Below are 25,813 nucleotides of genomic sequence, written 5' to 3'. Positions count from 1 at the left end.
TATGCATACATGTCGTTATTCCTCTCCAACATCTAATAAGGCCCATGGAACAATTTACAAACATCGTAAATATACTTGTACCTATATCAGTAGAAAATTTATTATACTCTTTTGATGGCTAAAAGTAATCTAGGGAATTCCCTATTTAAGTCGTGGGAATTCCCTATTGTTTATTGCTCCTAACTTAGTCTGTAATTCGCTTTTCTCCCGTAATCGCTTGAATCGGCTTAATATCCTGGGTAACTTCTAAAACGCCAGAGAAATTTTCGTCCTTGTCTCTTACCGCAAAATAACGAATATATACGAATTTATCTCCCATCTTGATCCAAAAGTCTTCATTGTCCTTTTTCCCGCTTTTAAAGTCCTCCACTATTTTTTCTACCACATGGGCACTCGCTGGAGGATGGCAGTTTTCTACCTTACGACCTATAATCGTACGGGTGCGTGGGAAAATTCGCTCCTTGGTCGTAGAGAAAAACTTAACGACTCCATTTTTATCAACAAAAGTGATATCAACTGGTAAATGCCGATAAATCAATTCAATTTCTTGGGGTGATAAAAAACCAGTGTCAAACTTAACATGGCCGCTTGTATTATTTTCATTGAGTGGATTTATAACGTCTTCCTTCACATCCTCCCGATATGGTTTCCAGCCATACTGAGGTTCCACTAAGCAATAACCAATTTCATCACTGTCGAGTAGAGCACCGTACCATTCATCTTCTGAAAGTGTTTCCATCGCCATTGGCAGGAATATTTTTTCTTCTTTAAAAATCATTTCCTCAACTTGTACTAATGTTTCTTCCGTTTTAGCAATTAAGTCCTCTTTTATAGGTGATTGATAAGCAACAGCCAAGCTTTTTGCCTCTTTTAACAAGTTCCTGATTTTATCGTCGACGCCCCACATGACTTTGGGTGGCCCAGTAATTTCATACTTTTCCAAAAACGGAAATATAAGATCCTCTTTTCGCCTATAATGTTTATCAACGTCCCATAGCAAGTTTATTTTTTCAGTCAATTGTAAAGCTAATGCTTTTTCAGCCTGGCTAGGCGCCTGCTTTAGTTCTATGAGGATAGGCCTAATTTCCTGATCTATTAGCTTTTGCAGTGCTTGATTCTCTGCTATAAAAATTGCTGCTGGATGTCCATGCTCTACTGATAATTCCGGATTTTTCTCTAATGCATCTCGGAAGACCGCAGCATGAACATCGCAGAGTCGTTGGACTTCTTCCACTGGTAACCCCTCATTAATCAGTCCTTGTTCAATCAAAGAGAGTTCAGATGGATCCATGCCTACAGCAATTTTATCAAATTTGTCTTTGACGTCCTGAACTGATTTTCCCTGATGAAGTTCCAAGATTATTTCTTTTAAAGCTTTTTGCCTGTACTCTCGATTATTAATTAGTTGACTCATATGTACCTCCCCAGCACTATACCACCATTGCCATTTACTTTGCTTTATTTTTAACACTACTTAGCATTTCCACACTTAAATAATTCATACAAAAACTACACGTGCATATTGCTTTTACTTACATCCATCTCGTTAACCTTTAAATAAAAACAGTTTACAATAATGGTAAAATTATTATAAACTATACATATGGATTTCATACCGCAGGAGGACAGTTTATGAAGTTAACACTTAGAGAAATGATCTTAATTTCTATTTTTGCTGCATTAACTGCAGTAGGTGCATTTATAAGAATTCCTACTCCCCTTGTACCTTTCACATTGCAATTTTTATTTTGCGCTTATTCAGGTGTGTTTTTAGGGGGAAGGAAAGGATTCTATTCCCAGATATTATATGTTGGAATTGGTTTAATCGGCATTCCTGTTTTTGCCAGTGGCGGCGGCCCTGCCTATGTACTGCAGCCTACTTTTGGTTATTTGTTAGGTTTTATAGCTTGTTCTTATACCATCGGCCGACTGGTTCAACATTTTTCTACTATAACCTTTATAAAAGTTTATAGTGCAGTCCTCTTAGGATTATTCTTTGTTTATGTTTTTGGCGTAGGATATTTATATCTCATTGTAAATTTTTACTTACATAAACAAATGACACTACAAGCTGCTATCGGAGTGGGTCTTCTCCCTTATATTATTTCCGATTTAATCTTAAGTGTACTAATCGCACTTACCGCCGTTCGTATTATACCTATATTGAGGAAAAGCGGTTATTCTGTATCAACTTTTAATTCAAGATAACTCTATGGTATTTTAGATTCTTAGCTAGCTAGTAAAGAAGCACTCTTTAGCCTTGATTATAATAAAAAATGGCAGGTTACTTATAATATCCTGCCATTTTTTATCACTTACACCTTGTGGAATAGGGCATTCAATTAGAGTAGCAAAAACAAAATTATGACAATGGTCGTCATTGACAGTAGTCATCCCCTGAACAAAATGAACATGTTTACCAGCACCTACTTCAATGGCTAGCCCTGTTTGTATTTTCCTTAGCTCATGGATTTTATTTCCTCATTTATCTAGTTCAATTATTGATGTAACCTAGGCTGCGAATAGTACCAGCCCCCTCCTTACAAATAAATCCCCTGAATTCATAGAGTTTGAATTCAGGGGATTCTATTTGTTCATTCTATTGTTTAAGTTCTCTTTATTTATTAAGTTTCAATAGTTCTTTGACTTTTGCAACCACATGCTCTACAGTAAATCCATACTCTTTAAGTACGATTGATTCCGGCGCTGAGGCACCAAATGTATCAATTCCTAATACACATCCCAGATCGCCAACATAACGTTCCCAACCTAATGTTGATCCCATTTCGATTGCTAGACGAATTTTCACATTAGAAGGAAGCACAGTTTCTTTATATTCCTCCGACTGATGTTCAAATAAGTTCCATGAAGGGAAACTGACTACGGATACAAAAATATTTTCACTTGCAAGCTGACTCTGAGCCTGCACGGCTAGTTGAACTTCAGATCCCGTTGCCAAGAGTAAAGCACTTGGGGTTTCTGTGCTTGCTTTTGAAATAACATATGCACCTTGTCGTACACCTTTATCTGCAATATCCTTTGTTCCAGGAACGGTCAGAAGGTCTTGTCTTGATAAGACTAAGGCTGTAGGTTTATCAAGAGATTCTAATGCTATTTTCCATGCTGCCACTGTTTCATTCCCGTCTGCTGGACGAATCAGATTCAGATTAGGCAAGGCTCTTAACGAAGCCAGTTGCTCAATCGGTTCATGTGTAGGACCATCTTCTCCTACTGCAATACTGTCATGAGTAAACACGTAAGTAACTGGCAGCTTCATTAAGGCTGCCAAACGAATTGCCGGGCGTAAATAGTCCGAGAAAATAAAGAACGTTGCACCATATACTTTTAATCCGCCGTGTAAGGCCATGCCGTTTAAAGCAGCTCCCATGGCAAACTCCCGAACACCAAACCAAATGTTACGTCCACTGTAATCCGTAGAAGAAAAAGGATTTGCATCTTTTATTGTTGTTTTGTTAGAACTGGCTAAATCGGCTGATCCACCAAAAAGTGCAGGTACTGTTTTAGCAAATGCATTTATCACTTCACCAGAAGAAGAACGGGATGCAATTTTTTTTCCGTCTTCATATTGTGGCAAATTGTTATCCCAATGATCCGGCAAAAGCCCATTGATAGCACTCTCAAGATTTTTTGCTAACTCTGGATATTGAATGCGATATTTGTCCAATAAAGTATTCCATTCTTCTTCTAAACGAGCTCCCTCTTTAATGACCGTCTCAGAAAAATGTGTATACACTTCATCAGGAACATAAAAATCTTCTTCATAAGACCATTTATACGCTGCTTTGGTTAATTGTACTTCTTCTTTCCCCAGAGGCGATCCATGAGAAGCAGAAGATCCCGCCTTATTGGGTGAGCCAAAGCCAATTGTTGTCTTAACCTCTATTAGCGTAGGACGAAGCGTATCCGTTTTAGCTTTTACTAATGCTTTATCAATATTGGTTAAATCATTGCCATCTTCTACATAAAGCACTTGCCAGCCATAAGCTTTAAAACGCTTTTGTACATCTTCAGAAAAAGACAAATTTAGTTTTCCATCTAATGAAATGTTATTGGAATCATATAAAACAATAAGACGCCCTAATTTAAGATGCCCTGCAAGAGACGCTGCTTCTGCTGAAACGCCTTCCATCAAGTCACCATCACCACAAATACTATAGGTGCAGTGATCCACTATTTCGTATTCTGCTTTATTATATTGAGCTGCTAGATGCCGTTCCGCCATCGCCATACCAACTGCCATAGCGATTCCCTGCCCTAAAGGTCCTGTAGTAGCATCCACCCCTGGTGTATGCCCATATTCAGGATGTCCAGGTGTTCTGCTTTGCCATTGACGAAATCTTTTCAAATCTTCGATTGTAAGATCATAACCTGATAAATGCAATAAGCTATACAGCAAGATTGAACCATGGCCTGCAGACAGTACAAAACGATCCCTATTAAACCATTTTGGATTCTTAGGATTGTGATGCATATGTTTCGTCCAAAGTTGATAGGCCATAGAGGCTGCTCCCATAGGCATTCCCGGATGGCCAGAGTTGGCTTTTTCCACTGCATCAATCGACAAGTTGCGAATTGTATTGATTGCTAATTGATCTATTTTTTTAGATTTCATACGTAAAAACTCCTTTCTCTTTCCATCGAATTCAGGTAGAAATACAGAAAATTCCTTTAAAGCTGCTGCTTGAAAAAAGCAACAACTTCAAAGGAATTCTTATACTTATATCTTGGGTTTTATATAGGCAGGAACAGAATACGCATATAGCTCTTTCTCTATATCTACATGTCCTGGAACATAGATAAATACAGAATCGGCAATTCGCTGTACATTACCAGATACTACATAGCATACTCCATTCATGAAATCTTTAATAGCATGCTGCATATCCAGATCTACACCTGAAAAATTAATTACTACTGCCACATTTTCCTTCAGATGATTTGCATATATGCACACATCATCATATGTTACTGGTGAAGCTACTACTACTTTTAAAGACATCGATTCACTGGTATGAACCTGTAAATTCATCGACTTACGAGCACGAGCTGCATCCATTTCCGATACAACACTCCCTCCAGTAGCCACTTCCTCCAGTGGCATCAAATAATTTGTCAGCTTATCGATTAAACTAAGCCCCATTATTCTTGCCCTCCAGACATTTTCCAAATAAATTTAACTAATATTTCCATTATAATTTAATCATTCGACACGTTATTAATAAATCCCTGCATATCAATCATATTTTTTATATTTTTTTATAAGATTATGCGTAAAGATTAGAAAAAAAGACGCCCCAAGGGGCGCCCATGTTTATATCTTAGCCATTTTTACGTTCTCTGCCACGTAATGTACGGCTTAAAATTGCTTTACGCAGACGAATGCTCTTAGGAGTCACCTCTACCAATTCATCTTTATTAATATATTCTAATGCTTGTTCTAAACTTAATATTCGAGGTGCAGTTAAACGCAACGCTTCATCAGAAGCACTTGTCCGCATATTGGTAACATTTTTCTTTTTGCATGGATTAACATCCATATCCATTTCTCTAGTGTTTTCACCAATGATACTACCCTCATATACCGTTTGTCCTGGTACAATAAATAAGGTTCCTCTTTCTTGCACACCAAAAATACCATAACCGGTTGTTTCACCTGCTTCAAAAGCAACTAAAGCACCGCGGCTGCGTCCTGGTATATCGCCTTTATATGGTGCATAGCCATGGAATAAGTGATGCATAATGCCATTGCCTTTGGTACTAGTTAAGAATTCAGAACGGAAACCGATTAATCCACGAGCAGGAATCACAAATTCCATACGAAGATAACCAGCGATTTCTGTCATATTCACCAAGTCAGCTTTACGAGTACCCAGTTTTTCCATAACAGCACCCATAAATTCTTGAGGAACATCAATGGTTAAAGCCTCCATAGGCTCACACCGCTGTCCATTAATGGTCTTGTAAATAACTTCCGGCTTACCAACCTGGAATTCAAAACCTTCACGGCGCATGGTTTCAATTAGAATTGACAGATGCAATTCACCACGACCAGATACTTCAAATGTATCTGCACTTTCTGTTTCCCGAACTTTTAGGCTTACATTGGTTTCTACTTCACGAAATAATCGATCACGCAAATGTCTCGTAGTAATGTATTGACCTTCACGTCCAGCAAGAGGGCTATTGTTGACACTAAAGGTCATAGCCAATGTTGGTTCATCAATATCAATAGTTGGCAATGCTTCTGGATTTTCCGTATCGGCAATGGTCTCACCAATATTTACATCATCCAGTCCAGTAATCGCAACAATATCGCCTAATGCCACCTCTTGGACTTCAGTACGCTTTAAACCTTGGTAGGTATATAAGCGACCCAGCTTCGCCTTCTTTTGAATTTCACCATTTAAAACTAAAACCTGTTGTCCATTCGTAGCTTTACCACGAATAACGCGTCCGATAGCAATACGTCCTACATAATCATCATAGTCCAGGGTGGTAACCATGATCTGCAGTGGTCCATCAATTTCTCCTTGAGGAGCAGGAATTTCAGCTATCAATAACTCAAATAAAGGTTGCAGATTATCGCTGTCATCATCCATCTTCAATTTAGCAATACCAGCTCTGGCTGCCGTATAAACAATCTTAAACTCTAATTGTTCATCTGTAGCATCCAGTTCCATAAATAATTCAAACACTTCATCGGCAACGTCCTTTACCCGCTGATCTGGACGGTCAATTTTGTTGATAACAACAATCGGTTTTAATTTTTGCTCTAAGGCTTTCTTCAAAACATATTTAGTCTGAGGCATAGGACCTTCAAAAGAGTCTACTAGTAATAGAACTCCGTCCACCATATTGAGTACTCGCTCTACCTCACCGCCAAAGTCCGCATGTCCTGGAGTATCCACAATATTAATTTTTACACCATCATGCATAATAGCAGTATTTTTTGACAGAATGGTAATACCCCGTTCACGTTCAAGATCGTTAGAATCCATAACCCGTTCAGCCACAGTTTCATTGGCACGGAATACCCCGCTTTGTCTTAGCATTGCGTCTACCAGAGTCGTTTTACCATGGTCAACGTGCGCAATAATGGCAACGTTGCGTAAATCAGTACGTTTCATAAATTAAGCCCTCCTACAAAGTCAACAAAGAAAGGATGCGTTTTACTGCACCCTTTTATTTTCGCATACAAACCACTATATTATACTGTCGTCTTGCTGTCAATTATAAATATTAAAAATTACCAATATATTTTAGACTATAGGATGATTTTTTCCTTCCTATACGCCTTTTTTCAATTTATTAATGTAGACTTGCATTTTTTCTAAGTTGCGCATAATATCTCCCATCTTCTTATTGTCAGCGCTGCCTAATTGTTCAAGATATCTCCGGTATTCGCCATACTCTTTGTCCAATAGTTCTAAATGCTCATGCAACTGTCTTATAGCCGGATCTATTACTTCGGCCTGTTCAATGTTCCACTCTAATCCATTTAAGAGCGCCGAATCACCAAAATTTGGAATATAAGTGGAAATATCTAACGTCTCTTTGATTAGCTGCGCAAAGGGTTCTGATGCTTCCACCTCTCCATGTACTAAAAAAATGTTGGCAGGTTTTCTTTTATAATAGGTTAACCATGTTAACAACTGTTCTTGATCAGCATGTGCAGAGAAACCATCCAGGCTATAAATAGTCGCTCTTACACTAATTTCTTCTCCCATGATTTTTACCTTGCTTGCACCTTCTACCAAACGGCGCCCTAGACTGCCTTGTGCCTGATAACCGACGAACAATATACTAGATTCTGGACGCCACAAATTATGTTTTAGGTGATGAAGAATCCTACCAGCATCAGCCATTCCACTGGCAGAAATAATAATCACAGGTTCATTTAAGCTATTGAGTGCTTTTGATTCATCAGCAGTTTTTGTGAAACGCAGCTGAGGCATTTGCAAAGGATTATTTTTGGTACTTTCTAGCATTCCTTTGGCTTCTGCATCAAAATCCTGAGTATTACGCATGAAGATATCAGTAGCAGATATAGCTAGAGGACTATCGATAATCACCGGTATATTAGGAATCTTTCCTGCTTTTAAAAGATTATGCAAATAATACAGCATGGTTTGAGTACGGCCTACAGCAAAAGAAGGAATAATGATGTTTCCTCCGCGAGCCACACTGGCATTAATAATGGTTGCCAGATGTTCTTCTTTATCGTACTCTTCATGCAAGCGGTTACCATAGGTAGATTCGACAATCACATAATCGGCCTCATCAATGAACGTAGGATCTTTTATAATAGGCTGATTTGGTTGCCCTAAATCACCAGAAAAAACTAATTTAGTTGTTTTTCCTTCTTCATTCACCATGACTTCCAGCATAGCTGAACCTAAGATATGTCCTGCATCACGAAAACGCACAACAACATTTGGCGACAAGGTCACTTCTTTGTCATAATCGACTGGTGAGAAATGCTCTAGAGTAGCATAGGCGTCCTCAATCGTATATAAGGGCTCTACAGGTTTCCTGCCTGCACGCTTCCCCTTCCGATTGGCAATTTCAGCATCAAAGCCTTGAATATGGGCACTATCAGGCAGCATAATCCCACAAAGCTCATGTGTTACTCTGGTGGCATAAATTGGACCTTTGAAGCCAGATTTGCATAGTTTAGGCAGTAGTCCGCTATGGTCAATATGCGCATGAGTTAGCAATACGCAATCAATTGCTGTTGGATCATATAGAAAATCACGCCGATTGAAGGCTGTAATCGTTTTTGAACCTTGGAACATTCCACAATCGATTAAAATCTTTTGTGTATCCACTTCTAATAAATAAGACGAGCCAGTTACAATTTTAGCTGCACCTAAGAAAGTTAATTTCATATGACGCTCTCCTCTCATTGCTTACTATCTGTATATTTCGACAATTGCTATAAAAATCCTTCCCTTTATAGCAAGTAGAAAAGACTTAGACAAAGCTAAGTCTTTTCTACTTGCTATTCTTCGCCGATAACCCGTACTTCTGGATGCAGCATGATACCTGAATCCTCATATACACGACGTTGTACTTCTTCAATCAGTAATAATACATCTTCTGCCGTTGCCCCACCAGCATTAATCACAAAGCCAGCATGCTTCATTGACACTTGGGCTCCTCCTACTTGGAGTCCCTTTAAACCAGCTTTCTCGATAAGCGTCCCTGCAAAATTTCCTGGCGGACGTTTAAAGGTACTGCCAGCACTAGGCATTTCTAAGGGTTGCTTGCTTTCCCGCCTGAATGTATACTCATCCATTTTTTGCGAAATTGCTGGTTTTTCTTGTTTTTGCAGCGTTAATTCTACTTCGCAAACAATGCAGCCATTGTCCTGGAAAATACTATGACGGTAGCCGAACTGAATTTGTGCTGGTAAAAAACGTTGGATATTACCATTTCGGCAAACGCCAGACACTGCCGTAACCACTTGACACATTTCACCTGAGTAAGCACCCGCGTTCATAAATACAGCACCGCCAATGCTACCAGGAATGCCAATCGCAAACTCCATTCCACTTAATCCATGTTTAGCAGCATAACAAGAGACATCTGCCAGCATAGCCCCTGCACCGGCAGTAACTAAAGCCCCAGTGTTCCGGATATATGACATTTCACTGCCAATTTTTAAGACCAAACCTTTAATCCCTTTATCACGTACTAGAATATTTGAGCCATTGCCGAGTACGGTAACTGGTATGCCATACTGCTTAGTAATAATCATGATGGCAGATATTTCACCCATGGAAGCAGGAAAGACTAAGTAATCGGCTGGACCGCCAATTTTGAAAGTCGTATGCTTAGATAAGGGCTCATTGATCAAAAGACGGCGCTCGGGTATCACTTGCTTTAACTTTAGTAAAAGTTCATCAGACAGATTATTTCTTTTCAAAGAAATCCATTCCTTCAGCTACAGAATCACCCAAAATTTTATAAATATCCGCCACTAGACGTTGAAATTTCATATATGACTGCATAAATGCAGAAGCTTTACTATTTCCAACAATAAGTTGATACATTTGCTGTATTTGCTCTGTTTTTGCTTTGTCTTCCCCCTTGCCGCCCATCATATCGTATTCTAATTCCATCTGCTTGGCAATAAAATCTTTTACCATTTTCTTCGCTTGTTCATCTGTATCAATGATTTTCTTAACTTCCATAAATTCTCTATATTCTGGGGATTCTTTAATTGCTCGCACTAAGTCATGGGTTTTATCGTAAATATTCATATTACTCCTCCTCATTTACACTCTACTAAATACACTCAATACATTATACAATATTCTATCCATAATCGTATAGATCTGAATCTTTGATGCCTCATTTTTGCTCTATTAAGGATACATAAAGATCTTGCATCGCTTTTGCATCTGCTGCCTGCGTACCAGCAGACTCACAAATCACTCGAGGTGTAAAACCACGTTTAGCGCAAACAGCAACAAAAGGCTCATAGGGAGGGCCAAATTCATCGGCAAAAGTCCAATGGCGTTTTTCGCCCCCTTTTGTAAACTCAATGGGACTGAAGTGAATATGCAGATTTTTCGCTACTTCCTTTCCTAGAATTTCTCCCACCTTATCAAAAACAGCTTCAAATTCCTCTTCTGTTGTATATTTTCCACCTGTTACTGCATGCAAATGTCCAAAGTCTATAGTAGGTATAAGCCATTCGGATAAAGTACATACAGCAAGAACTTCTTCTAATGAACCCAATTGATTTTGTTTTCCCATGGTCTCTGGACAAAGATAGATGCCAGTTATTCCTCGCTTATCTACTAATTCCAATAGGGTAAAAAGGGCGCGTTTCACATTTTCCATCGCCACTTTCCGATCTTGCTTACCCAGCCCTCCCATATGGAAAACAATGCGGTCAGCTCCCATCCAGTGAGCGACTTCTAGGGATTTTAAAAAATGATTTTGTGTATTTCCAATAATTTTTACATCGTCTGTGGACAAACTAATATAATAGGGAGCATGTATACTTAGTTTCACTCCATACTTTGCTGCTTGCTGCCCAATTTTTATGGCTGTTTCCTCTTTTATATTCACGCCGCGAGTACATTGGTATTCATAAGCCGTCAGTTTCAGCGTACCCAGCCATGCTGGTATCTCCACCGATGCTTTATAGCCAGCTGCATAGAAAGCCTCTGGATTGCCTCCTGGTCCAAATTGTGCGCGCATTATGTTTCACCATCTTTTCAATATTTATAGATTCTTATTTTAAACCTACAAATTGCTGCTGTCGAAGAGCCTCATATACCACGATTGCAGCAGAATTTGATAGATTAAGAGATCTAGCATCACTAACCATAGGAATACGAATGCAGTTCTCTTTATGTTCTATTAGTAACTGTTCAGGCAAACCAGCCGTTTCCTTGCCAAACACTAAAAAATCATCTGCTTTAAACTGAATATCACTATAATGCTGATCAGCTTTTGTTGTGTTAAAGTAAAAATTATGCTCTTTATATAATTCTATCACTTCAGCAAAATTTTCATGACTATGTACTTTCACTAAATTCCAATAATCCAGGCCAGCTCTTTTCAAATATTTATCTTCAATCGAGAATCCCAAAGGTTTCACTAAATGAAGCTCCGTATTTGTTGCTGCACACAATCGCGCTATATTACCTGTATTTCCAGGAATTTCAGGTTCAACTAATACAATATGCATGATAACACCTCATTTTTATATCATTTCCAAATACTTAATTATTACATATACTTTCACAATTTTAAATAAAGAAATTCATTTGTCTATTATACTTTTTTTCTTTGCAGGAAACACAACCATCATAAATACCATTATGATAATTGTTAAAACAATCCCCGTAGATTGAGCATTTAGTATTCCAATTCCTTTTCCACCATTACCAAATTGCAGGACTACAGTAGTCAAAACTCCAGCAATTGCGCATATAAAGGCAGCTTTAGTAGAAGGTCGCCTTGAAAACAAACCAAATAATAAAGGAGCTGTTAATGACACGGACATCAACGAATAAAAGATAGACAATGCTGTAATGATATTAGGCAATAGTAAAGCAATACTAATACCGAGAATTCCAGCTGCCACCGTAACGATGCGGCTCATTTTCAGTAATTCCTCATCTGAAGTTTCAGGTTTAATAAAGGTTTTATACAAATCTTTCGTAAAAGATGTTGTTATCATATATAGTACTGCGTCTGCAGCACTAACCTCGGCTGAGAAGATGGCTGCCAAAGCAAAGGCAGAAGCCCAAAATGGCATAAATTCTTTCATAACAATCGGCAATGCCAATTCACTCTGCGACAAGTTCGGAAACGCTGCAAAAGCGCACATTCCTAGTATAACAGGGACAATGGCAAAAGCAAATTGCACCAAAGCATTAAGAGCTGTGCCAATTCTTACTGTAGCTATATCACGAGCTCCATATACCTTCCCAATTAAACCTGGAGAAATAAAAAAAGACGGCGTTAACATTAAAAAATAACCAATAATCATAGTAATTCCAATGCCGTCAAAACTCATATAGGCTTCTGCCTTATTTGCATCCGCTACGTTTTGTCCGATTAGTGCAGTAAGCCCTTCCCAACCGCCTATATAATGCAATGCAAAGGGAACGGCTAATAAAAATCCAACAAACTTTACTACGATTTGAATGCTATTTACAAATGTTGCGGCGAGTAGGCCTCCGGCACCAAAATATAAGATAACTACAATAGAGCCAACCAAAATTCCCACTGTTTTACCAGTACCAGCTACAGCGGTTAAAATCCAGGCAATTCCCATTAACTGTCCCGCAAAAATAGCCAGGGTGCCAATAGCCATCATCAATGATATGAATCCTCGAAAATTTCGATTATAACGATAATCCAGATAGTCTCCCAATGTATATAAGTTATATTCTTTTGCCACTCGCCAAATCGCAGGACCAACAATAAAGGCTAATATGACAGAACCTACAGCCGAAGAAGCAATCCACCACCAAGCAGAAATACCAAATTTATAGCCAACTCCAGCTACGCCAACGGTGGAGCCAGCACCAATGTTAGGTGCAATTAAGGTAGTAAATAAAAGAGCAGGTCCTAGCTTTCTGCCAGCGACAAAAAAATCAGATGCACCTTTAACGCCCTTAGTGGCAATAAAACCTACAGCAACTAAAATACATGCATATACGATAATAGCTATTAAATACGGGTTCATGTTTACATTCTCCTTTTCAATAACAAATACCTAAAGCTTTGATTACCAACTATACAATCAAAACTTTAGGCATTATGAACTGCAATAAATATACTATATTATTTCATACAAATCAACATTGTATCTTAGTTAATGCTTGCGATTTATCATACATATCACATTGAATTTGTTTTTATCTAATTCATGTTAAAAATAAATCATAAAAACAAGATAACAGTAGAATAATATATATGTAAGTAACATCTCATCATAAGGAGGAATTTTCATGACTGTACAAAAGGACTTGCAAAAAGCTGTCGCTGCAGCAGAATCAGCAAAAGGAACCTATGCAACCTTCGCACAATCAACTGACGATCAAACAGCCAAACAACTTTTTACACAGATGTCACAGGATATGGATCAACATATCAGCCAGCTCAATAGCCGCCTTAACGTCACCGAGCAAAATCAACTAAATAGTCAAGCAGACTAATAAACGATAAGGGGGTAGTAAATGACTGCCCCCTTATCATTTATAAATTTAATCTGTTATGTAGACTTAACATACATTCTTTCTAGCAACTATTTTTTTCAATAATCCCCTCACTTAATGCTTTTTCCTCCACTGGAATTCGAATACCTAGGATTAACCAAGCGTTACACAGAGTCGCAAGGGTTGCTGTGATTGCAGCTCCAAATAGTAAGGGTACAACTAGCAATTCTATGGCTACAGCTACATAATTGGGATGTTTTATATATTGGTATGGTCCTTTAGAAATAAGTTTTCGGCCAGGAATGACTAGAACCCGGGTGTTCCAAGCCTTCCCCAGACTAGCAATACACCAATATCTCACTACTTGAGCAATAACAAATAAACTTAGCCATACATACCATAACTCACTTATGACAATGTTACCTATGCCGCTCTCTACGATCCAACCGATAAACCAGCAGCCATGTAAAATAAAAAATAAAGAGTAATGCTCCTTGCCAAACTCTTGTGCTCCAGCTGCCACTGACCACTTATAGTTATTTTTAGCTATGTATAGCTCTAAAAGGCGCTGACTGATTAGAATACATACCATTATCAAAACCCATAGGCTCACCATTTGAATAGTACCTGTTCCGCACTAAAACCAGGTCCTAGTGCTAACATAATTCCATATTCATCTTTTGCTGGTGTTTCAGCCATAAATTTTTCTAATACAAATAAAATGGAAGCACTAGACATATTGCCATAATCAATTAGTATCTTATATGCTTGAGATAGCTGATCTTTACTGATATTCAAACTCCCCGAATATGCATCCAGTACCTTTGCCCCACCAGGATGGACAACATAATGAGCTATTTTTTCTTGCTCGATTCCCCATTTGCCACAAGCCTCTCGTAATAAATCAGGTAAATAGCGGCGTACAATGCTAGGAATATCTCGAGAAAACCGTACCTTAAGACCTGTCTCAACTAGTTCCCATCCCATAATGTCTTCTGAATTGGGAAACAAGGTACTATGATTTCCTAAAATAGCGGGTCCTTCACCATCCATGGTTATTAATACCGCAGCCGCCCCATCAGCAAAAATGCTGGTACCGACTATATTGGATTTAGAGAAATCATTCCTTTGAAAAGTAAGACTGCAAAGCTCTACAGCTACCAACAATATCGATTTGCCTGGCATACTATAAGCAAGTTCATTAGCTCGTGCTAATCCAGCGGCACCTCCCCCGCAGCCAAGTCCCCAAATAGGCAGCCGCCTTGTATGAGGTGATAATCCCAGCCGCTCAATCAGCTTAGCATCTAAGGTAGGAGTCGCAATACCAGTAGAAGTCACAAAGATAACCATACCGATATCCATCGGCTTTATATTCCCTCTCAACATTGCCTGCAATGCTGCCTTTTCTGCAAGATCAAGGGCTACTTCTTTAAATATTTGATTCGCTTCTGAAAAAGAATGAGGAGCCGCATACCATTCCAGCGGCCGAGATAAGTATCTTACCTTAACGCAGCTATTCTCAAAAATGGGAAGCAGCTTATCAATATGATCTACGTGGGAACGAAACATACTCGCGACAAATTCTTTTATCTCTTTTTGCTCTAAAGCATAATGAGGTACTGCTGTACCGATAGCCTGTATTGTAGGCTTCACCATATTATAATCACCACCAATTGGTATTTTTAATACTACTACACTATTAAGCAATGTATTGAAAAATACCATTTTGGGAAATTATAAGCCGAAACTAATTTAATACATGATAATCGATATAAATTTTTTATTGCATTATCATTTGATGTACATTATAAAATTAACCCCTCTGTTTATTTAAGAAGGGTTAATTACTGCTTACTTTTCTGTGTTTTTTCTTTCTTCTCGATGGCTGGCTGCATAGCGAATCGCAGCAAATTCCGCTAGGTCTTTTTCTACAGTTACCAGATCACTGCGATTTAGCTCTTTAATGCTTTCTTTACCTACAGCTTGTACGGCTAGCTGCATTTCACTCTTACAAGAAGACAGAAAGTTTGCCAGATGATTGGCAGCTGCATCGATGTTAAGTTTATCCGTTAACTTGCCTGTATATAATAACATTTGCGAAGGGGGCGCTTGTGGCAGTGCCTTTGTCATTTGGGTATGTAGCGCAGCCAGTAAAGCAATCGTTCCAATATAAACTGCATCCGCTCCTAGAGCCAGGGCTTTTAGAAAGTGCCCTGGAGTCGTTAATCCACCAGCAATAATCACACTAAAACGATCACGCAAATTATTTTTTACGAGCCAATCGATCGTTCGTACAAGGGTATGAAAGGTCGGCAGCCCCACATTGTCTTGTAAGGTTGGATTCGCAACTGCTGTCCCGCCCTCAGAACCATCTACGACAATATAATCTGCTTTTGTCTGGGCAATAACCGCCAGTTCATATTCAATATAGTCAGTACCAGCTATTTTAACCCCTATAGGAACATCATACTGCGCTTTCATATCATCGATCATCGCAATATAATCTTGTGTCGAATTTTTCCCAGGCATGCGCGCATATACAGTGGCATCTTCTCCTTTTTTTAGCTTCCATGCGTTGCGCAGATGATCATCAATATCTTGAGCCTTCATTGTAGAATCAACCGCACCGCCCCAAGCTCCCTGACCTAATTGAATTTCAATCGCATCCAGCTGCTTTAGCTGCTCTTGACTACTCAATTGACCTCCACGATGGTATTGTCCAATTAGAAATCGAGCTGCTCCCCGTTCTTCCTCAGTAACGGCAGACTCTCCTGTATTAGTTGAGGTTCCGACTATCGTTGCTCCCTTAGCCAGGGCAATTTTTATCGGCAAACTTAGCGACCCGCCATAAGACATTCCTGTAATCATGATAGGCAGTTCAAGCTGCAGAGGCTTTTTAGCCTTTGGTCCAATAACCGTTTTCATGGTAATTTCGGTATAATCAGAAGTAGGTAATTCAAACAATTGCTTTGGGTTCAACAGCAGCTTATCCCATGGAGATAGTACCACCGGACTGCCTAAGGGTCGTGCCAATTCTTTGCCAGCCTCGGCACGCATAGCAGCTTCCATCATGGCTCGCGGTGATAACTTTTCTGCTACTGTAACCATCAAGAAGGGATTGTCCTTATAATCCTCCGTAAGCATCTTTGCCATTACTTCATCCATTGAGGGATCTATGAGTTTCATCATCATCCAGCTTAATAACATCGTAACACCTCCAATATTTAGTATGTATATTTAAGACCTATATTATAACTGAACTGCTTTAAAAACTTTATCGCAGTAAACAAAAAACGAGAGGGTGGAAATTGATTGCCACCCTCTCGTTCTTTTTTAGTTATATTCTTCATCATCAGGACGTTTGTACTTATATTTACAGGGTTTTTTATCCTCATCATCTTCATCCACACATATATTGGGTCCTAGACCAGTAACATCAGAAAAGTTATGACAATGACCATCATTCATGCTTGTACGGCCTTCATAATAATGAGTATGAGAGCCATCCGGCATGGCCACTGCCCGGTCTGTCATAATATCTACCCAATGCCAGTGCCCTCTAGAATTCTCAGCCGCAAAAGATGTCCTCGTACGAATTTGATGAACATGAGACCGTCCTTCCACCCTAGCAGGTCCAGTAACACCTAAAAACATATGCTGATGATCATCTGAAACATCTGTTTCCGTAGTGTACACATGTACATGGACATTATCCATATTATCTTCATTGCTGCCTGTTATATATTTGTCTTCATGGTCCATCATATATTTTCGCTCTTCATCATTAAGCATTCTCCCCACACCTCCTATAATTTCCATAGTATTATATGCGGAATATTTTTATTTGTGCTCTTTAAGAGCTCTTCACATATAAAAACTATCTATCAATACGTTAGATTCTCGCAGTGTGAAGCTTCCAGAGGATAATTATTTGGATGCGATTTTCTCATATAATAACAATAACTTTTCTTTAAAACTATATATTCTTGCTGAAAAGTATTATATAATGATAGTCAAAATTAAAAAAATGTATTGATGTAAAGCAGATGAGCAAAGTAGGAATTTGTCATCTGCAAAGATAACGATTGATTTATATCGTAAGAAGTATTACAAGGAGGCCATTTAATTGATTTCTAATAAAGAACGAACACCCGATGATTTTATTAATGACGAGGTAATTCTTCAATTACTCCACGAAGCGAAAACAAAATCTCAGGATAAAAAACTCGTTAACAGTATTATTACGAAAGCCAACCAGTACCAAGGTTTATCAGCATCTGAAGTAGCCATTCTTTTAGAAGTGACTGATCCAGACGTATTGGAATCCATGTACACTGTTGCTGCTGATATAAAACAAAAAATTTATGGCACACGTATTGTATTATTTGCACCACTTTATATCTCCAGCCACTGTATCAACAATTGTTCGTATTGCGGCTACCGCAGCGGCAATCCAAGCCAAGTACGCCGTCATCTATCCATGGCTGAAGTAAAACAAGAGGTAGAGATCATTCAATCCTTAGGTCACAAGCGCTTAGTGCTGGAAGCTGGCGAAGATCAAGACAACTGTTCCATCGACTATGTTGTCAATACCATTAAAGAAATTTATAATGTGAAAAATAAAAACGGCAGCATACGCCGTGTTAATATTAACGTTGCCGCTACCACCATTGACGAATACAAAAAATTACAACAAGCCGAGATTGGCACCTATATTTTATTTCAAGAAACCTACCACCGTCCAACCTATGAGATGCTGCATCCTTCTGGACCCAAAAAAGATTATAACTGGCATACCACTGCCATGGATAGAGCTATGCAGGCAGGCATTGATGACGTTGGTATCGGGGTACTTTATGGACTCTATGATTATAAATATGACACGATTGCTATGTTTTTACATGCCGAGCACTTAGAAAAAGCATTTGGTGTCGGGCCTCATACTATCTCAGTACCCCGCCTCAGACCAGCTGACAGTATTAACCTCGAAACCTTTCCGCATCTTGTGAATGATGAAGACTTTAAAAAAATCATTGCTATTATCCGCTTAGCAGTACCTTATACAGGGATTATTTTATCAACCAGAGAGCATCCTGAGTTAAGAGACAAGCTTCTTACTTATGGTGTTTCACAAATTAGTGCCGGTTCCTGTACAGGTGTAGGCGGTTATCAAGAAACCCAAGAAGATTCTGTCACAGCAAAGGGAGCCATGCAGTTTGAAACAGGGGACAATCGTTCTCCAGATGAAATTATCTCTATGCTATGCGAAAAAAACTATATACCTAGCTATTGTACAGCTTGTTATCGTCAGGGACGCACAGGTGATCGCTTTATGAGTCTTGCTAAAAGTGGTGAAATACAAAATGTTTGTTTGCCTAATGCTTTATTGACTTTTAAAGAGTATCTGCTTGACTATGGTGATGATACGTTAAAAAAAGTAGGCGAAACTATGATTACCAAAAACCTTGCTTCGATACCACAGGAAAGTGTCCGCACTAAAACCATCAAACGTCTAAAAGAAATTGAAAATGGTGCCCGTGATTTATACTTCTAGATCACGACCATTTTCAAAAAAAGGTTAGGAGAGACCACCAAACCGGAGGTCTCCCCTAACCTTTTTCTTATTTATAGCACATTGATCCCTGCTGCCAAATTGGCTGATTCAATAGCCTGATGAGCTAATTCATTAGCTTGACCAAGAGTCGTCATCGTCTGATCGGTATTATGAAAGCCCATACTATTTTCAGCTGACACAATATCCCACATCCACTGGGCTTTACGCACCAATTCTCTAGCTTTGGCAATTTCAGCCTGATTGACATTTGGCGTATCACCAGCTTTTCGTATCGCTTCATGAGCTTTAGCTACATTTAAGCCTGCAGTATGCTGCAGTAAAAAAGTTTGGTCTTGGATTGTCTTAACTCTTTCGGATAACCATTCTGTTCCTTGACTGTGACATGGAGAACAAGAGGCATCAAGAGTCTTTAATGGGCTTGTAATAAAATGGGATGTATATTTCTGCCCATCTTTACGCATATACGGCATATGACAATCGGCACATGATACCCCAGCCTTACCATGAGTACCATTCGCGAATGTTTCATAATCAGGATGCTGCGCTTTTAGCATTGGTGCTTTAGAATCTGGATGCTCCCAATCCTGAAGGAAGTTATTAGGTTTTTCAGCATAATAAGCATACATTTCCTCCGGCTTAAAGCCTTTATCCCAAGGGAAAACTACCCGCATGGTACCAGGCTCAAAATAATATTCAGAATGGCATTGAGCACATACATACGTGCGCATTTCTTCTCTTGTTGCCTTACTCAAATCGATACCCCGCCGTTCTTGTGCTTCAATAAATGCTGGATTAATGACACGTAAGTTCATCGTTTCTGAGTCATGACATTGGGCGCAAGTAACAGGATGTTTACTCCTTTCTAATAATTCCCCTAAAGGTTTATTGGCATATCCCCAGCCTGATTCTTTATAAAATTGTTCCACATAGGGAGTCTTACAGGTGATGCACGCACCTTTACTAGCGGGACCAATCCGTTTACTATGAAGTAAATCTTCTACAGCATATACATGACCCCGATCCTCAGTATAATCCTTACTAAAAGGCATACCTTTAAAGTTTGTGAAAATTTCTGGCTGCATATCTGATTTTTGCACATTCACACTGCCTCCATAACCTGTAGGAGAAGGAGATACTTCAGCCATCTTTCGATAGCTTTCATATTGAAGGGGATAGACTTTTCCCCATACTGCTGCATCATATTCTCCTGCGGCGATGGGTGAGGCTTTGACTGTTGCTGCTGGCTTAACCCCAATACGTACAGCAACAAAACCAAAAAAGATGACTGCTACACCCAACAAGGCAATTAAGGTCTTTTGCATGTTACTCAACTTTTATTCCCCCTTTGCTCTTGTTTCATGCCATGAACTAAGCCGCGATGGCATTTCGTACAATCCTCTCCACCAGCTCCCATACCAGTGTTTTGTACTGTAGATTGATGACAGCGCATGCAATTGTCTTCTACGATAGCTTTGCCTTTAGGCGATAACTTCATTGTTGCGGGATAATCTCGCAAGACTTCATGATAGGTATCATTCATACCGGTCTGCGCTTTAGTAATCATTTTAATTGCAAAATTCTGCTGCGGCAAATGACAGTCGGTACACTTAAGCTGCTTGTGATTCGATGCCTGCCATGTTGTATGGACTGCCTCCATTGAATGACAACTTCCACAAAACCCTGGACTATCTGAATAAGCATAACCAGCACCTCCAGCTGCCATTCCTATCATCACCACAACCAGAACCACCAGCGCAATCTTTAAAGCATTGCGGTTTAAAAACTGACCAGTATCCAACCCCTCACCTCCTATTTTATAGTTTTTCTTCCCTACTTTTTTACAAGTCAATTATGTAGTCCTAGAAATAGGACATTGACCCCTTTTCCTTATCATCCATTTTTCTTTTAAAAAACCAAAAGCGATTGATTGCTCCCCAGCCACAGCCGAAGGTAATCAAAATTGCTCCTAGCCATACTAAATTGATTAAAGGCTTATTACTGATTTCAACTTCAACACTATCTGATTTACTGATAGAAACGTTATCCAAAAGTCCAATGCTTATATTTCCATCCCTAGGATTAACCCCATTAATGACGATTTCATATTGACCAAAAGCCACTACAGGAGCACCAGTAACCACTCCGTTCTTATACACAAGCTCTGGCTGAATCGCTTCTGTCCTTCCCTCTTTTACCACTTCAAAGACGGTTTGCACTTTCATTTCCTGTCCGGTGGTACCTGTAATCATTTTCCAGGAAATAAACTTAATGATTACGTCATTTTGCTGACTTTCCTCTCCTGTTGCCAATCGAATTTCTGTAGCCGTATGGTCTTCATGCTTCATGACAGGGGCTACATATAAATCCGCTAGCCATCTGCGGTCAATAGCCGGCTCTCTAGCAGATGGCTGCCCTTCTTTATTGTATTTAGTAAAGGCCTGTACCAAAGAAGGCTCTATCTTCTGGTGGCCGACAATAAAATTTTGATAAAATCCACTACCGTCGTTCGCCTCTTCTTTACCTATATATGTAATTTCACTCCCCAGGATTTGTTTAGGTTGTTGTAGATTTAAGGTTGTCACCGTCGACTCATTGGCAGCAGAAGAGGCGACAATACCGATTACCATAACGGCTAATCCAGCATGAGTAATAGCTGCTGGCCATGATGCTGCGCTTTCATTTCCCCTACCTATGACACCATTCGCAATCAAAGCCGTAATGGAAAAAATGGTCGTTATTACTATCATAGGCTGGTATAATCCCAGCTTAAGCGGCAAAACCAATGACAGCAAACCGATAATTCCCAACCACCAGTACTTCTTTAACGAAATAGCCTCATTAGGTTTTTTATTAAACATAGGAGAGATCGTAAGGAGCATAACCAAAGCTGCTGCTAATGGCAGCGACGTGTTATTATAAAAACTTTCACTCACATTTGACGGATTTCCTAATAACATCGTAACCAAGGGGGTAGACATCCCGATAAAAACCATTACCGCCATAAGACTAAAAATCAGTACGCTGCAGCCCAATGTAAATTCACGGCTGTTGACCTTGGTATATAATTCACCTTCTGGCAAGTCAGGCCAACGTATGATTAGCAAGGTTAAGCCAAAAAATATAGTAAGAAGCACAAACCCTGCCAGCAATCCCCCAACCCCTTCATCAGCAAAAGAGTGAGTAGAAAAATCACTTAAAACTCCGCTGCGAGTTAAAAATGTTCCATATAGCACGGTTACAAAGCTAAAAATACTTGCAAAATAAGCAGACCGAATAGCCGCTGATTTTAATCTTGCCCAGAATAAGCTATGTACCAAAGCTCCATCTACCAACCACGGCACGAGAGAGGAATTCTCCACGGGATCCCAGGCCCAATACCCTCCCCAACCTAATACTTTATACGCCCAAAAACCCCCAATAAAAACACCCGCTCCCAAAGCACACCATGAAAACAAAGCCCAAGGCAATACTGCTGTCATCCACGTTTTATGATTGTTAGAAAAAAGTCCTTCTAGAGCGTAAGCAAAGGGCACAGCCAGACCAGCATACCCCAAGAAGATAATTGGCGGATGAATAATCATCCAAAAATCTTGTAACAAAGGGTTAAGTCCCACCCCGTCCAGTTGAGGTTGTGCCAGCAGCATAAAAGGTCCTTTTGCCAACAAAACAATCAGCAATATAGCCTGCAGCACGCTATAAACGGCCATAACACCAGGAGGCGTGCCGTTCTTTCGAGATAGTAGCAATCCAAATATCACATGAAATACCAACCACAGCATAAATGAACCTTGCTGCCCCGCCCAAAATGCGGACAGCTTATACATAAAGGCCAACTCGCGAGACGAATAACTAAAAACATAAGCATAATCAAAGCGATTATCTAAGATTAGATATAGTAAATAGCCTGCTGCAATCCCAGCTAATATTGCAGACAAACGGTAACACTGTAATCCAACGTTGGCAGCCCTTCCCTTTCCTGAGCGCCGTGTAACAGTCGACAGATGCACATTGAAATAGGAAAATGCTGCTATACAGGTAACAAGCAAAGCAAAAACGATAGAAACATAGCCAACCATTACTTATTCACACTCCCTTGCACAGACTGATATTTAGAAGGGCATTTTACTAATAATTTTTCAGCAATAAACTGATCATTCTGATATTTCCCAATAGCCACAATACTAGTCGCCTCTTCTATCCCATCCGGCTTAGTTCCCTTATATACAATCAACGCTTCTTGTCCGTTCTCATCTTGCAGCTTAAAAGTTATAGCTTTTTTGTCCTCTGTCATGATCACACGTTCTGAAATTAATACTCCACGCACCTGCACACTGCCGCTCATCGTTTTGGCCTTAGCAAAAGTAACGTATGGCGTTAGGGAACTTTTAAAACTGACAGCACTAAAAATAATGAATAGAGCAATAATGCCGATACCAATTCCATGTCGTTTTTTCATGGGTTTCCTCCTTATCCCATAGTATTCTCTGGAGAAAGCTTTTCCGAGAGAATACCCATGATGCGATCCACTCTTACGCTGATTTTTGTTTGTTGTGTACCATATAGTTAAAGCACTGCCAAAATAGTACTGTACACGCCCCAACAGCCGCTAGAAGTACATAGATCATGATCCTATCCATTTCTAACTTACCAGCACTATTAATCACCGGTTCAGGATGCAATGAGAAATAAAAACGTGGAATAATAAAAACTAAGAATGGTACCGTTAAAAAAGAGAGTAAAGCATAAACAGCAGATATTCTGGCTCGCTCTTTCTCTTCTTGAATGGAGGATCGTAATACTAAATAAGCTCCATAAATGAGCAGCAAAATAAAAATAGATGTTTGCCGCGGGTCCCAATTCCAATAAGCACCCCAAGTGAGTTTTGCAAAAACGGCACCGCTTATAGTTGCCAATAGACAAAACAGTAATCCTAAACTAGCGGCTGCTGAACTTTTCCAGTCATATTGTATATCTCGTGTACGCAGATATTGTACAGACCAGCCAGCCGACAATAAAAAAGCTAAAACCGATACCCAGGCAACGGGTATATGGAAAAAAGCAATTCTCACCAATTCACCCAATCCTTCTGCCGGGGGCACGATGTACAATACAGCATATATCACTCCCATAGTCCATAAAAGCAAGATGAGCTTCAATTACAATCCCCCCCCAAAATCAGTCGTACCAAAGATAATCGAATAATATGGATGATGCAATCATCAGTACCACATTATAGGCTGCCATAAACAGGATGTCAGATATATCGGGCTTAACATTCATCAAAATCTTAGCTGTAGCACTAATACTACTTAAAAATTGGGGCAATAATATGGGAAATGTCAATACCGTAAATAATGCATTTTTCCCCTGGGTCTTGGCTACCATAGCGGCAGTAATCGTGCTGGCAGCTGCAATACCTATATCGCCAAGAATCAAGGCCACAATAAATATCGGCCAATGATAAATATCTACATTCAGAAAAATGATAAATAATGGAATGATCAGCATCGTCAGAGCCAATAACATAATAATATTAAACAATAACTTACCAAATAGTACAGCTTGCCCTGACCCATAAATCTGCAGCGCTATGATAGTGCCCGACTCCTCTTCTTGAACAAAAACTCTAGATAATCCAGCCATAGCACAAAAAAACAATAGTACCCACAATAAAGCCGCTGTAAGATCCGCAGGTAAACTTGCTGCACCAATTGACATACTAATGCTGGCTAAGGATGTTAAAGCAAACATAAACAATGCGCTAACAGCATAACGGGTTCTAAACTCACATAATCCGTCTTTCATCATGATTGCCCAAATGCAATTAAGCAAGTTCAATCTTATAGTCGGCATGTTCCGCCTCCCATGGCTCATTTGTAGCAATAATGATTGCCGCATTCTGTTCGAGTCCATTGCTAATCATTTGGGCTATGAGCCTCTTTCCATCAGCATCTAAATTGGAAGAGGGTTCATCTAACAGCCACAGCAACGGCTGTATCGCTAGCATAAGAGCAAATTTTAAACGCTGCCGCATTCCTGTAGAATAGGTACGTACTAATTGATCCTTATCGACTGCTAAACCAACTTTTTGGCAATATCCCTCTATCTGATGTTCATTGCATCGTATTTTACGCAAGCGAGTAAAAAACAATATATTTTCACGGCCTGTCAAATCAGCATACAATATAATTTCAGGAGATATGAGTCCCAAGCACGCGCGCCGTTCTTCTGCATCGAATTGCTTATTGTTACTTATAATCTGTATCGCACCTGTCGTTGGCTGATTAAGACCTGCAATTATTTTTAGCAAGGTTGATTTGCCTGAACCGTTAGGTCCTGTAATGACTAGGCACTGTCCTGCATTCACTACAAGATTAATTCCCGTAAATAAAACCCGTGTGCCGATACTCTTGCTGACATCCACAAGTTTCACACTGATATCTCGATACATGGCTATGCCCCTCCTACCTTCTAAAAAAATAAATGCAACAAAAATGTTGTGTAGGGAGTTACACTTTTATCATACTAC

General features: G+C 39.5%; 25 protein-coding genes. 3 read left to right on the top strand and 22 right to left on the bottom strand.

Going from position 1 to position 25,813, the window contains the following annotated elements:
• Positions 1-184: 184 nt before the first annotated feature.
• A complete protein-coding gene (locus LMF89_RS05515; RefSeq protein ID WP_229534248.1) occupies positions 185-1,414 on the bottom strand; it encodes a DUF438 domain-containing protein in 1,230 nt (409 codons plus the stop codon).
• A 218-nt stretch (positions 1,415-1,632) separates the two neighbouring features.
• Here LMF89_RS05515 and LMF89_RS05510 point away from each other — a divergent pair, with 218 nt between their 5' ends.
• Positions 1,633-2,208, top strand: coding sequence for a biotin transporter BioY (locus tag LMF89_RS05510; protein ID WP_229534247.1), 576 nt, complete (start codon positions 1,633-1,635; stop codon positions 2,206-2,208).
• Positions 2,209-2,232: 24 nt separating this feature from the next.
• Here LMF89_RS05510 and LMF89_RS26145 read toward each other — a convergent pair whose 3' ends face one another.
• The 10 genes from LMF89_RS26145 to LMF89_RS05465 all read right to left on the bottom strand — a co-directional run bounded on the left by LMF89_RS26145 (position 2,233) and on the right by LMF89_RS05465 (position 13,237).
• On the bottom strand, positions 2,233-2,472 hold the full coding sequence (locus tag LMF89_RS26145; RefSeq protein ID WP_369412564.1) for a YmaF family protein: 240 nt from the start codon (positions 2,470-2,472) through the stop codon (positions 2,233-2,235).
• 145 nt (positions 2,473-2,617) lie between these two features.
• Positions 2,618-4,633 carry a transketolase gene (tkt, locus tag LMF89_RS05505; RefSeq protein WP_229534246.1) on the bottom strand — a complete coding sequence of 672 codons (2,016 nt, stop codon included), beginning with the start codon at positions 4,631-4,633 and terminating at the stop codon, positions 2,618-2,620.
• A 105-nt stretch (positions 4,634-4,738) separates the two neighbouring features.
• Positions 4,739-5,161, bottom strand: a complete 423-nt coding sequence (locus LMF89_RS05500; protein WP_229534245.1) for a cell division protein SepF — start codon at positions 5,159-5,161, stop codon at positions 4,739-4,741.
• Positions 5,162-5,339: 178 nt separating this feature from the next.
• Positions 5,340-7,148, bottom strand: coding sequence for a translational GTPase TypA (gene typA / locus LMF89_RS05495; RefSeq protein ID WP_229534244.1), 1,809 nt, complete (start codon positions 7,146-7,148; stop codon positions 5,340-5,342).
• Positions 7,149-7,307: 159 nt separating this feature from the next.
• Complete coding sequence (locus LMF89_RS05490; RefSeq protein WP_229534243.1) at positions 7,308-8,909, bottom strand: MBL fold metallo-hydrolase RNA specificity domain-containing protein; 1,602 nt, start codon at positions 8,907-8,909, stop codon at positions 7,308-7,310.
• 113 nt (positions 8,910-9,022) lie between these two features.
• Positions 9,023-9,949 (bottom strand): UDP-N-acetylmuramate dehydrogenase, encoded by a 927-nt coding sequence (gene murB, locus LMF89_RS05485; RefSeq protein ID WP_229534242.1) that lies wholly within the window; start codon positions 9,947-9,949, stop codon positions 9,023-9,025.
• Positions 9,936-10,286, bottom strand: a complete 351-nt coding sequence (locus tag LMF89_RS05480; protein WP_007953845.1) for a YlbF/YmcA family competence regulator — start codon at positions 10,284-10,286, stop codon at positions 9,936-9,938. The genes murB and LMF89_RS05480 overlap by 14 nt, the downstream gene beginning before the upstream one ends.
• Positions 10,287-10,377: 91 nt before the next feature.
• Complete coding sequence (locus tag LMF89_RS05475; protein ID WP_229534241.1) at positions 10,378-11,235, bottom strand: TIM barrel protein; 858 nt, start codon at positions 11,233-11,235, stop codon at positions 10,378-10,380.
• Positions 11,236-11,269: 34 nt separating this feature from the next.
• Complete coding sequence (gene trmL, locus LMF89_RS05470) at positions 11,270-11,728, bottom strand: tRNA (uridine(34)/cytosine(34)/5-carboxymethylaminomethyluridine(34)-2'-O)-methyltransferase TrmL (protein ID WP_229534240.1); 459 nt, start codon at positions 11,726-11,728, stop codon at positions 11,270-11,272.
• Positions 11,729-11,803: 75 nt separating this feature from the next.
• A complete protein-coding gene (locus LMF89_RS05465) occupies positions 11,804-13,237 on the bottom strand; it encodes a sodium:solute symporter family protein (RefSeq protein ID WP_229534239.1) in 1,434 nt (477 codons plus the stop codon).
• Positions 13,238-13,502: 265 nt separating this feature from the next.
• Here LMF89_RS05465 and LMF89_RS05460 point away from each other — a divergent pair, with 265 nt between their 5' ends.
• Positions 13,503-13,709 (top strand): DUF1657 domain-containing protein, encoded by a 207-nt coding sequence (locus tag LMF89_RS05460; protein ID WP_007935501.1) that lies wholly within the window; start codon positions 13,503-13,505, stop codon positions 13,707-13,709.
• Positions 13,710-13,791: 82 nt separating this feature from the next.
• On the opposite strand, the gene LMF89_RS05455 is transcribed toward LMF89_RS05460, so the two are convergent.
• The 4 genes from LMF89_RS05455 to LMF89_RS05440 form a co-directional block, all read right to left on the bottom strand.
• Positions 13,792-14,301 (bottom strand): isoprenylcysteine carboxyl methyltransferase family protein, encoded by a 510-nt coding sequence (locus LMF89_RS05455; RefSeq protein WP_229534238.1) that lies wholly within the window; start codon positions 14,299-14,301, stop codon positions 13,792-13,794.
• A gap of 17 nt (positions 14,302-14,318) precedes the next feature.
• The gene (locus tag LMF89_RS05450; RefSeq protein WP_229534237.1) at positions 14,319-15,365 is read right to left on the bottom strand and encodes a type III polyketide synthase; all 1,047 of its coding nucleotides are present in this window, start codon (positions 15,363-15,365) and stop codon (positions 14,319-14,321) included.
• A 195-nt stretch (positions 15,366-15,560) separates the two neighbouring features.
• Complete coding sequence (locus LMF89_RS05445; RefSeq protein WP_045820621.1) at positions 15,561-16,916, bottom strand: FMN-binding glutamate synthase family protein; 1,356 nt, start codon at positions 16,914-16,916, stop codon at positions 15,561-15,563.
• Positions 16,917-17,042: 126 nt separating this feature from the next.
• The gene (locus tag LMF89_RS05440; RefSeq protein WP_229534236.1) at positions 17,043-17,501 is read right to left on the bottom strand and encodes a YmaF family protein; all 459 of its coding nucleotides are present in this window, start codon (positions 17,499-17,501) and stop codon (positions 17,043-17,045) included.
• 334 nt (positions 17,502-17,835) lie between these two features.
• Between LMF89_RS05440 and hydG the strand changes: the two genes are divergently transcribed.
• A complete protein-coding gene (hydG, locus tag LMF89_RS05435) occupies positions 17,836-19,263 on the top strand; it encodes a [FeFe] hydrogenase H-cluster radical SAM maturase HydG (protein ID WP_229534235.1) in 1,428 nt (475 codons plus the stop codon).
• 71 nt (positions 19,264-19,334) lie between these two features.
• On the opposite strand, the gene LMF89_RS05430 is transcribed toward hydG, so the two are convergent.
• The 7 genes from LMF89_RS05430 to ccmA all read right to left on the bottom strand — a co-directional run bounded on the left by LMF89_RS05430 (position 19,335) and on the right by ccmA (position 25,735).
• A complete protein-coding gene (locus LMF89_RS05430) occupies positions 19,335-20,615 on the bottom strand; it encodes an ammonia-forming cytochrome c nitrite reductase subunit c552 (RefSeq protein WP_229534234.1) in 1,281 nt (426 codons plus the stop codon).
• A complete protein-coding gene (locus LMF89_RS05425; protein WP_229534233.1) occupies positions 20,612-21,082 on the bottom strand; it encodes a cytochrome c3 family protein in 471 nt (156 codons plus the stop codon). Before LMF89_RS05425 ends, LMF89_RS05430 begins: the two co-directional genes overlap by 4 nt.
• A 61-nt stretch (positions 21,083-21,143) precedes the next feature.
• Positions 21,144-23,360: a cytochrome c biogenesis protein CcsA gene (gene ccsA, locus LMF89_RS05420; protein ID WP_229534232.1), complete on the bottom strand. Its 2,217-nt coding sequence runs from the start codon at positions 23,358-23,360 to the stop codon at positions 21,144-21,146.
• On the bottom strand, positions 23,360-23,740 hold the full coding sequence (locus tag LMF89_RS05415; RefSeq protein ID WP_007935531.1) for a cytochrome c maturation protein CcmE domain-containing protein: 381 nt from the start codon (positions 23,738-23,740) through the stop codon (positions 23,360-23,362). The genes ccsA and LMF89_RS05415 overlap by 1 nt, the downstream gene beginning before the upstream one ends.
• 73 nt (positions 23,741-23,813) lie before the next feature.
• Positions 23,814-24,440, bottom strand: a complete 627-nt coding sequence (locus LMF89_RS05410) for a cytochrome c biogenesis protein (RefSeq protein ID WP_229534231.1) — start codon at positions 24,438-24,440, stop codon at positions 23,814-23,816.
• 19 nt (positions 24,441-24,459) lie between these two features.
• Positions 24,460-25,137 carry a heme exporter protein CcmB gene (locus LMF89_RS05405; protein ID WP_229534230.1) on the bottom strand — a complete coding sequence of 226 codons (678 nt, stop codon included), beginning with the start codon at positions 25,135-25,137 and terminating at the stop codon, positions 24,460-24,462.
• Positions 25,109-25,735: a heme ABC exporter ATP-binding protein CcmA gene (ccmA, locus tag LMF89_RS05400; RefSeq protein WP_229534229.1), complete on the bottom strand. Its 627-nt coding sequence runs from the start codon at positions 25,733-25,735 to the stop codon at positions 25,109-25,111. The genes LMF89_RS05405 and ccmA overlap by 29 nt, the downstream gene beginning before the upstream one ends.
• Positions 25,736-25,813: the final 78 nt, after the last annotated feature.

Source organism: Pelosinus baikalensis (genome assembly GCF_020819555.1).
GTDB lineage: Bacteria > Bacillota > Negativicutes > DSM-13327 > DSM-13327 > Pelosinus > Pelosinus baikalensis.
The sequence above is the reverse complement of the archived record's forward strand: the minus strand, read 5'-3'. Positions and strand labels throughout refer to the sequence as shown.

Bases quoted from the DNA above. Each gene is read 5' to 3' on its own strand.
- LMF89_RS05475 (WP_229534241.1), bottom strand. From the start codon at position 11,235: ATGCGCGCACAATTTGGACCAGGAGGCAATCCAGAGGCTTTCTATGCA.
- LMF89_RS05440 (WP_229534236.1), bottom strand. From the start codon at position 17,501: ATGCTTAATGATGAAGAGCGAAAATATATGATGGACCATGAAGACAAA.
- LMF89_RS05490 (WP_229534243.1), bottom strand. From the start codon at position 8,909: ATGAAATTAACTTTCTTAGGTGCAGCTAAAATTGTAACTGGCTCGTCT.
- LMF89_RS05445 (WP_045820621.1), bottom strand. From the start codon at position 16,916: ATGTTATTAAGCTGGATGATGATGAAACTCATAGATCCCTCAATGGAT.
- ccmA (WP_229534229.1), bottom strand. From the start codon at position 25,735: ATGTATCGAGATATCAGTGTGAAACTTGTGGATGTCAGCAAGAGTATC.
- LMF89_RS05460 (WP_007935501.1), top strand. From the start codon at position 13,503: ATGACTGTACAAAAGGACTTGCAAAAAGCTGTCGCTGCAGCAGAATCA.
- LMF89_RS05455 (WP_229534238.1), bottom strand. From the start codon at position 14,301: ATGGTATGTATTCTAATCAGTCAGCGCCTTTTAGAGCTATACATAGCT.
- trmL (WP_229534240.1), bottom strand. From the start codon at position 11,728: ATGCATATTGTATTAGTTGAACCTGAAATTCCTGGAAATACAGGTAAT.
- LMF89_RS05415 (WP_007935531.1), bottom strand. From the start codon at position 23,740: ATGAAAAAACGACATGGAATTGGTATCGGCATTATTGCTCTATTCATT.
- typA (WP_229534244.1), bottom strand. From the start codon at position 7,148: ATGAAACGTACTGATTTACGCAACGTTGCCATTATTGCGCACGTTGAC.
- LMF89_RS05405 (WP_229534230.1), bottom strand. From the start codon at position 25,137: ATGCCGACTATAAGATTGAACTTGCTTAATTGCATTTGGGCAATCATG.
- ccsA (WP_229534232.1), bottom strand. From the start codon at position 23,360: ATGGTTGGCTATGTTTCTATCGTTTTTGCTTTGCTTGTTACCTGTATA.
- LMF89_RS05500 (WP_229534245.1), bottom strand. From the start codon at position 5,161: ATGGGGCTTAGTTTAATCGATAAGCTGACAAATTATTTGATGCCACTG.
- LMF89_RS05515 (WP_229534248.1), bottom strand. From the start codon at position 1,414: ATGAGTCAACTAATTAATAATCGAGAGTACAGGCAAAAAGCTTTAAAA.
- LMF89_RS05450 (WP_229534237.1), bottom strand. From the start codon at position 15,365: ATGGTGAAGCCTACAATACAGGCTATCGGTACAGCAGTACCTCATTAT.
- LMF89_RS05510 (WP_229534247.1), top strand. From the start codon at position 1,633: ATGAAGTTAACACTTAGAGAAATGATCTTAATTTCTATTTTTGCTGCA.
- LMF89_RS05480 (WP_007953845.1), bottom strand. From the start codon at position 10,286: ATGAATATTTACGATAAAACCCATGACTTAGTGCGAGCAATTAAAGAA.
- LMF89_RS05465 (WP_229534239.1), bottom strand. From the start codon at position 13,237: ATGAACCCGTATTTAATAGCTATTATCGTATATGCATGTATTTTAGTT.
- tkt (WP_229534246.1), bottom strand. From the start codon at position 4,633: ATGAAATCTAAAAAAATAGATCAATTAGCAATCAATACAATTCGCAAC.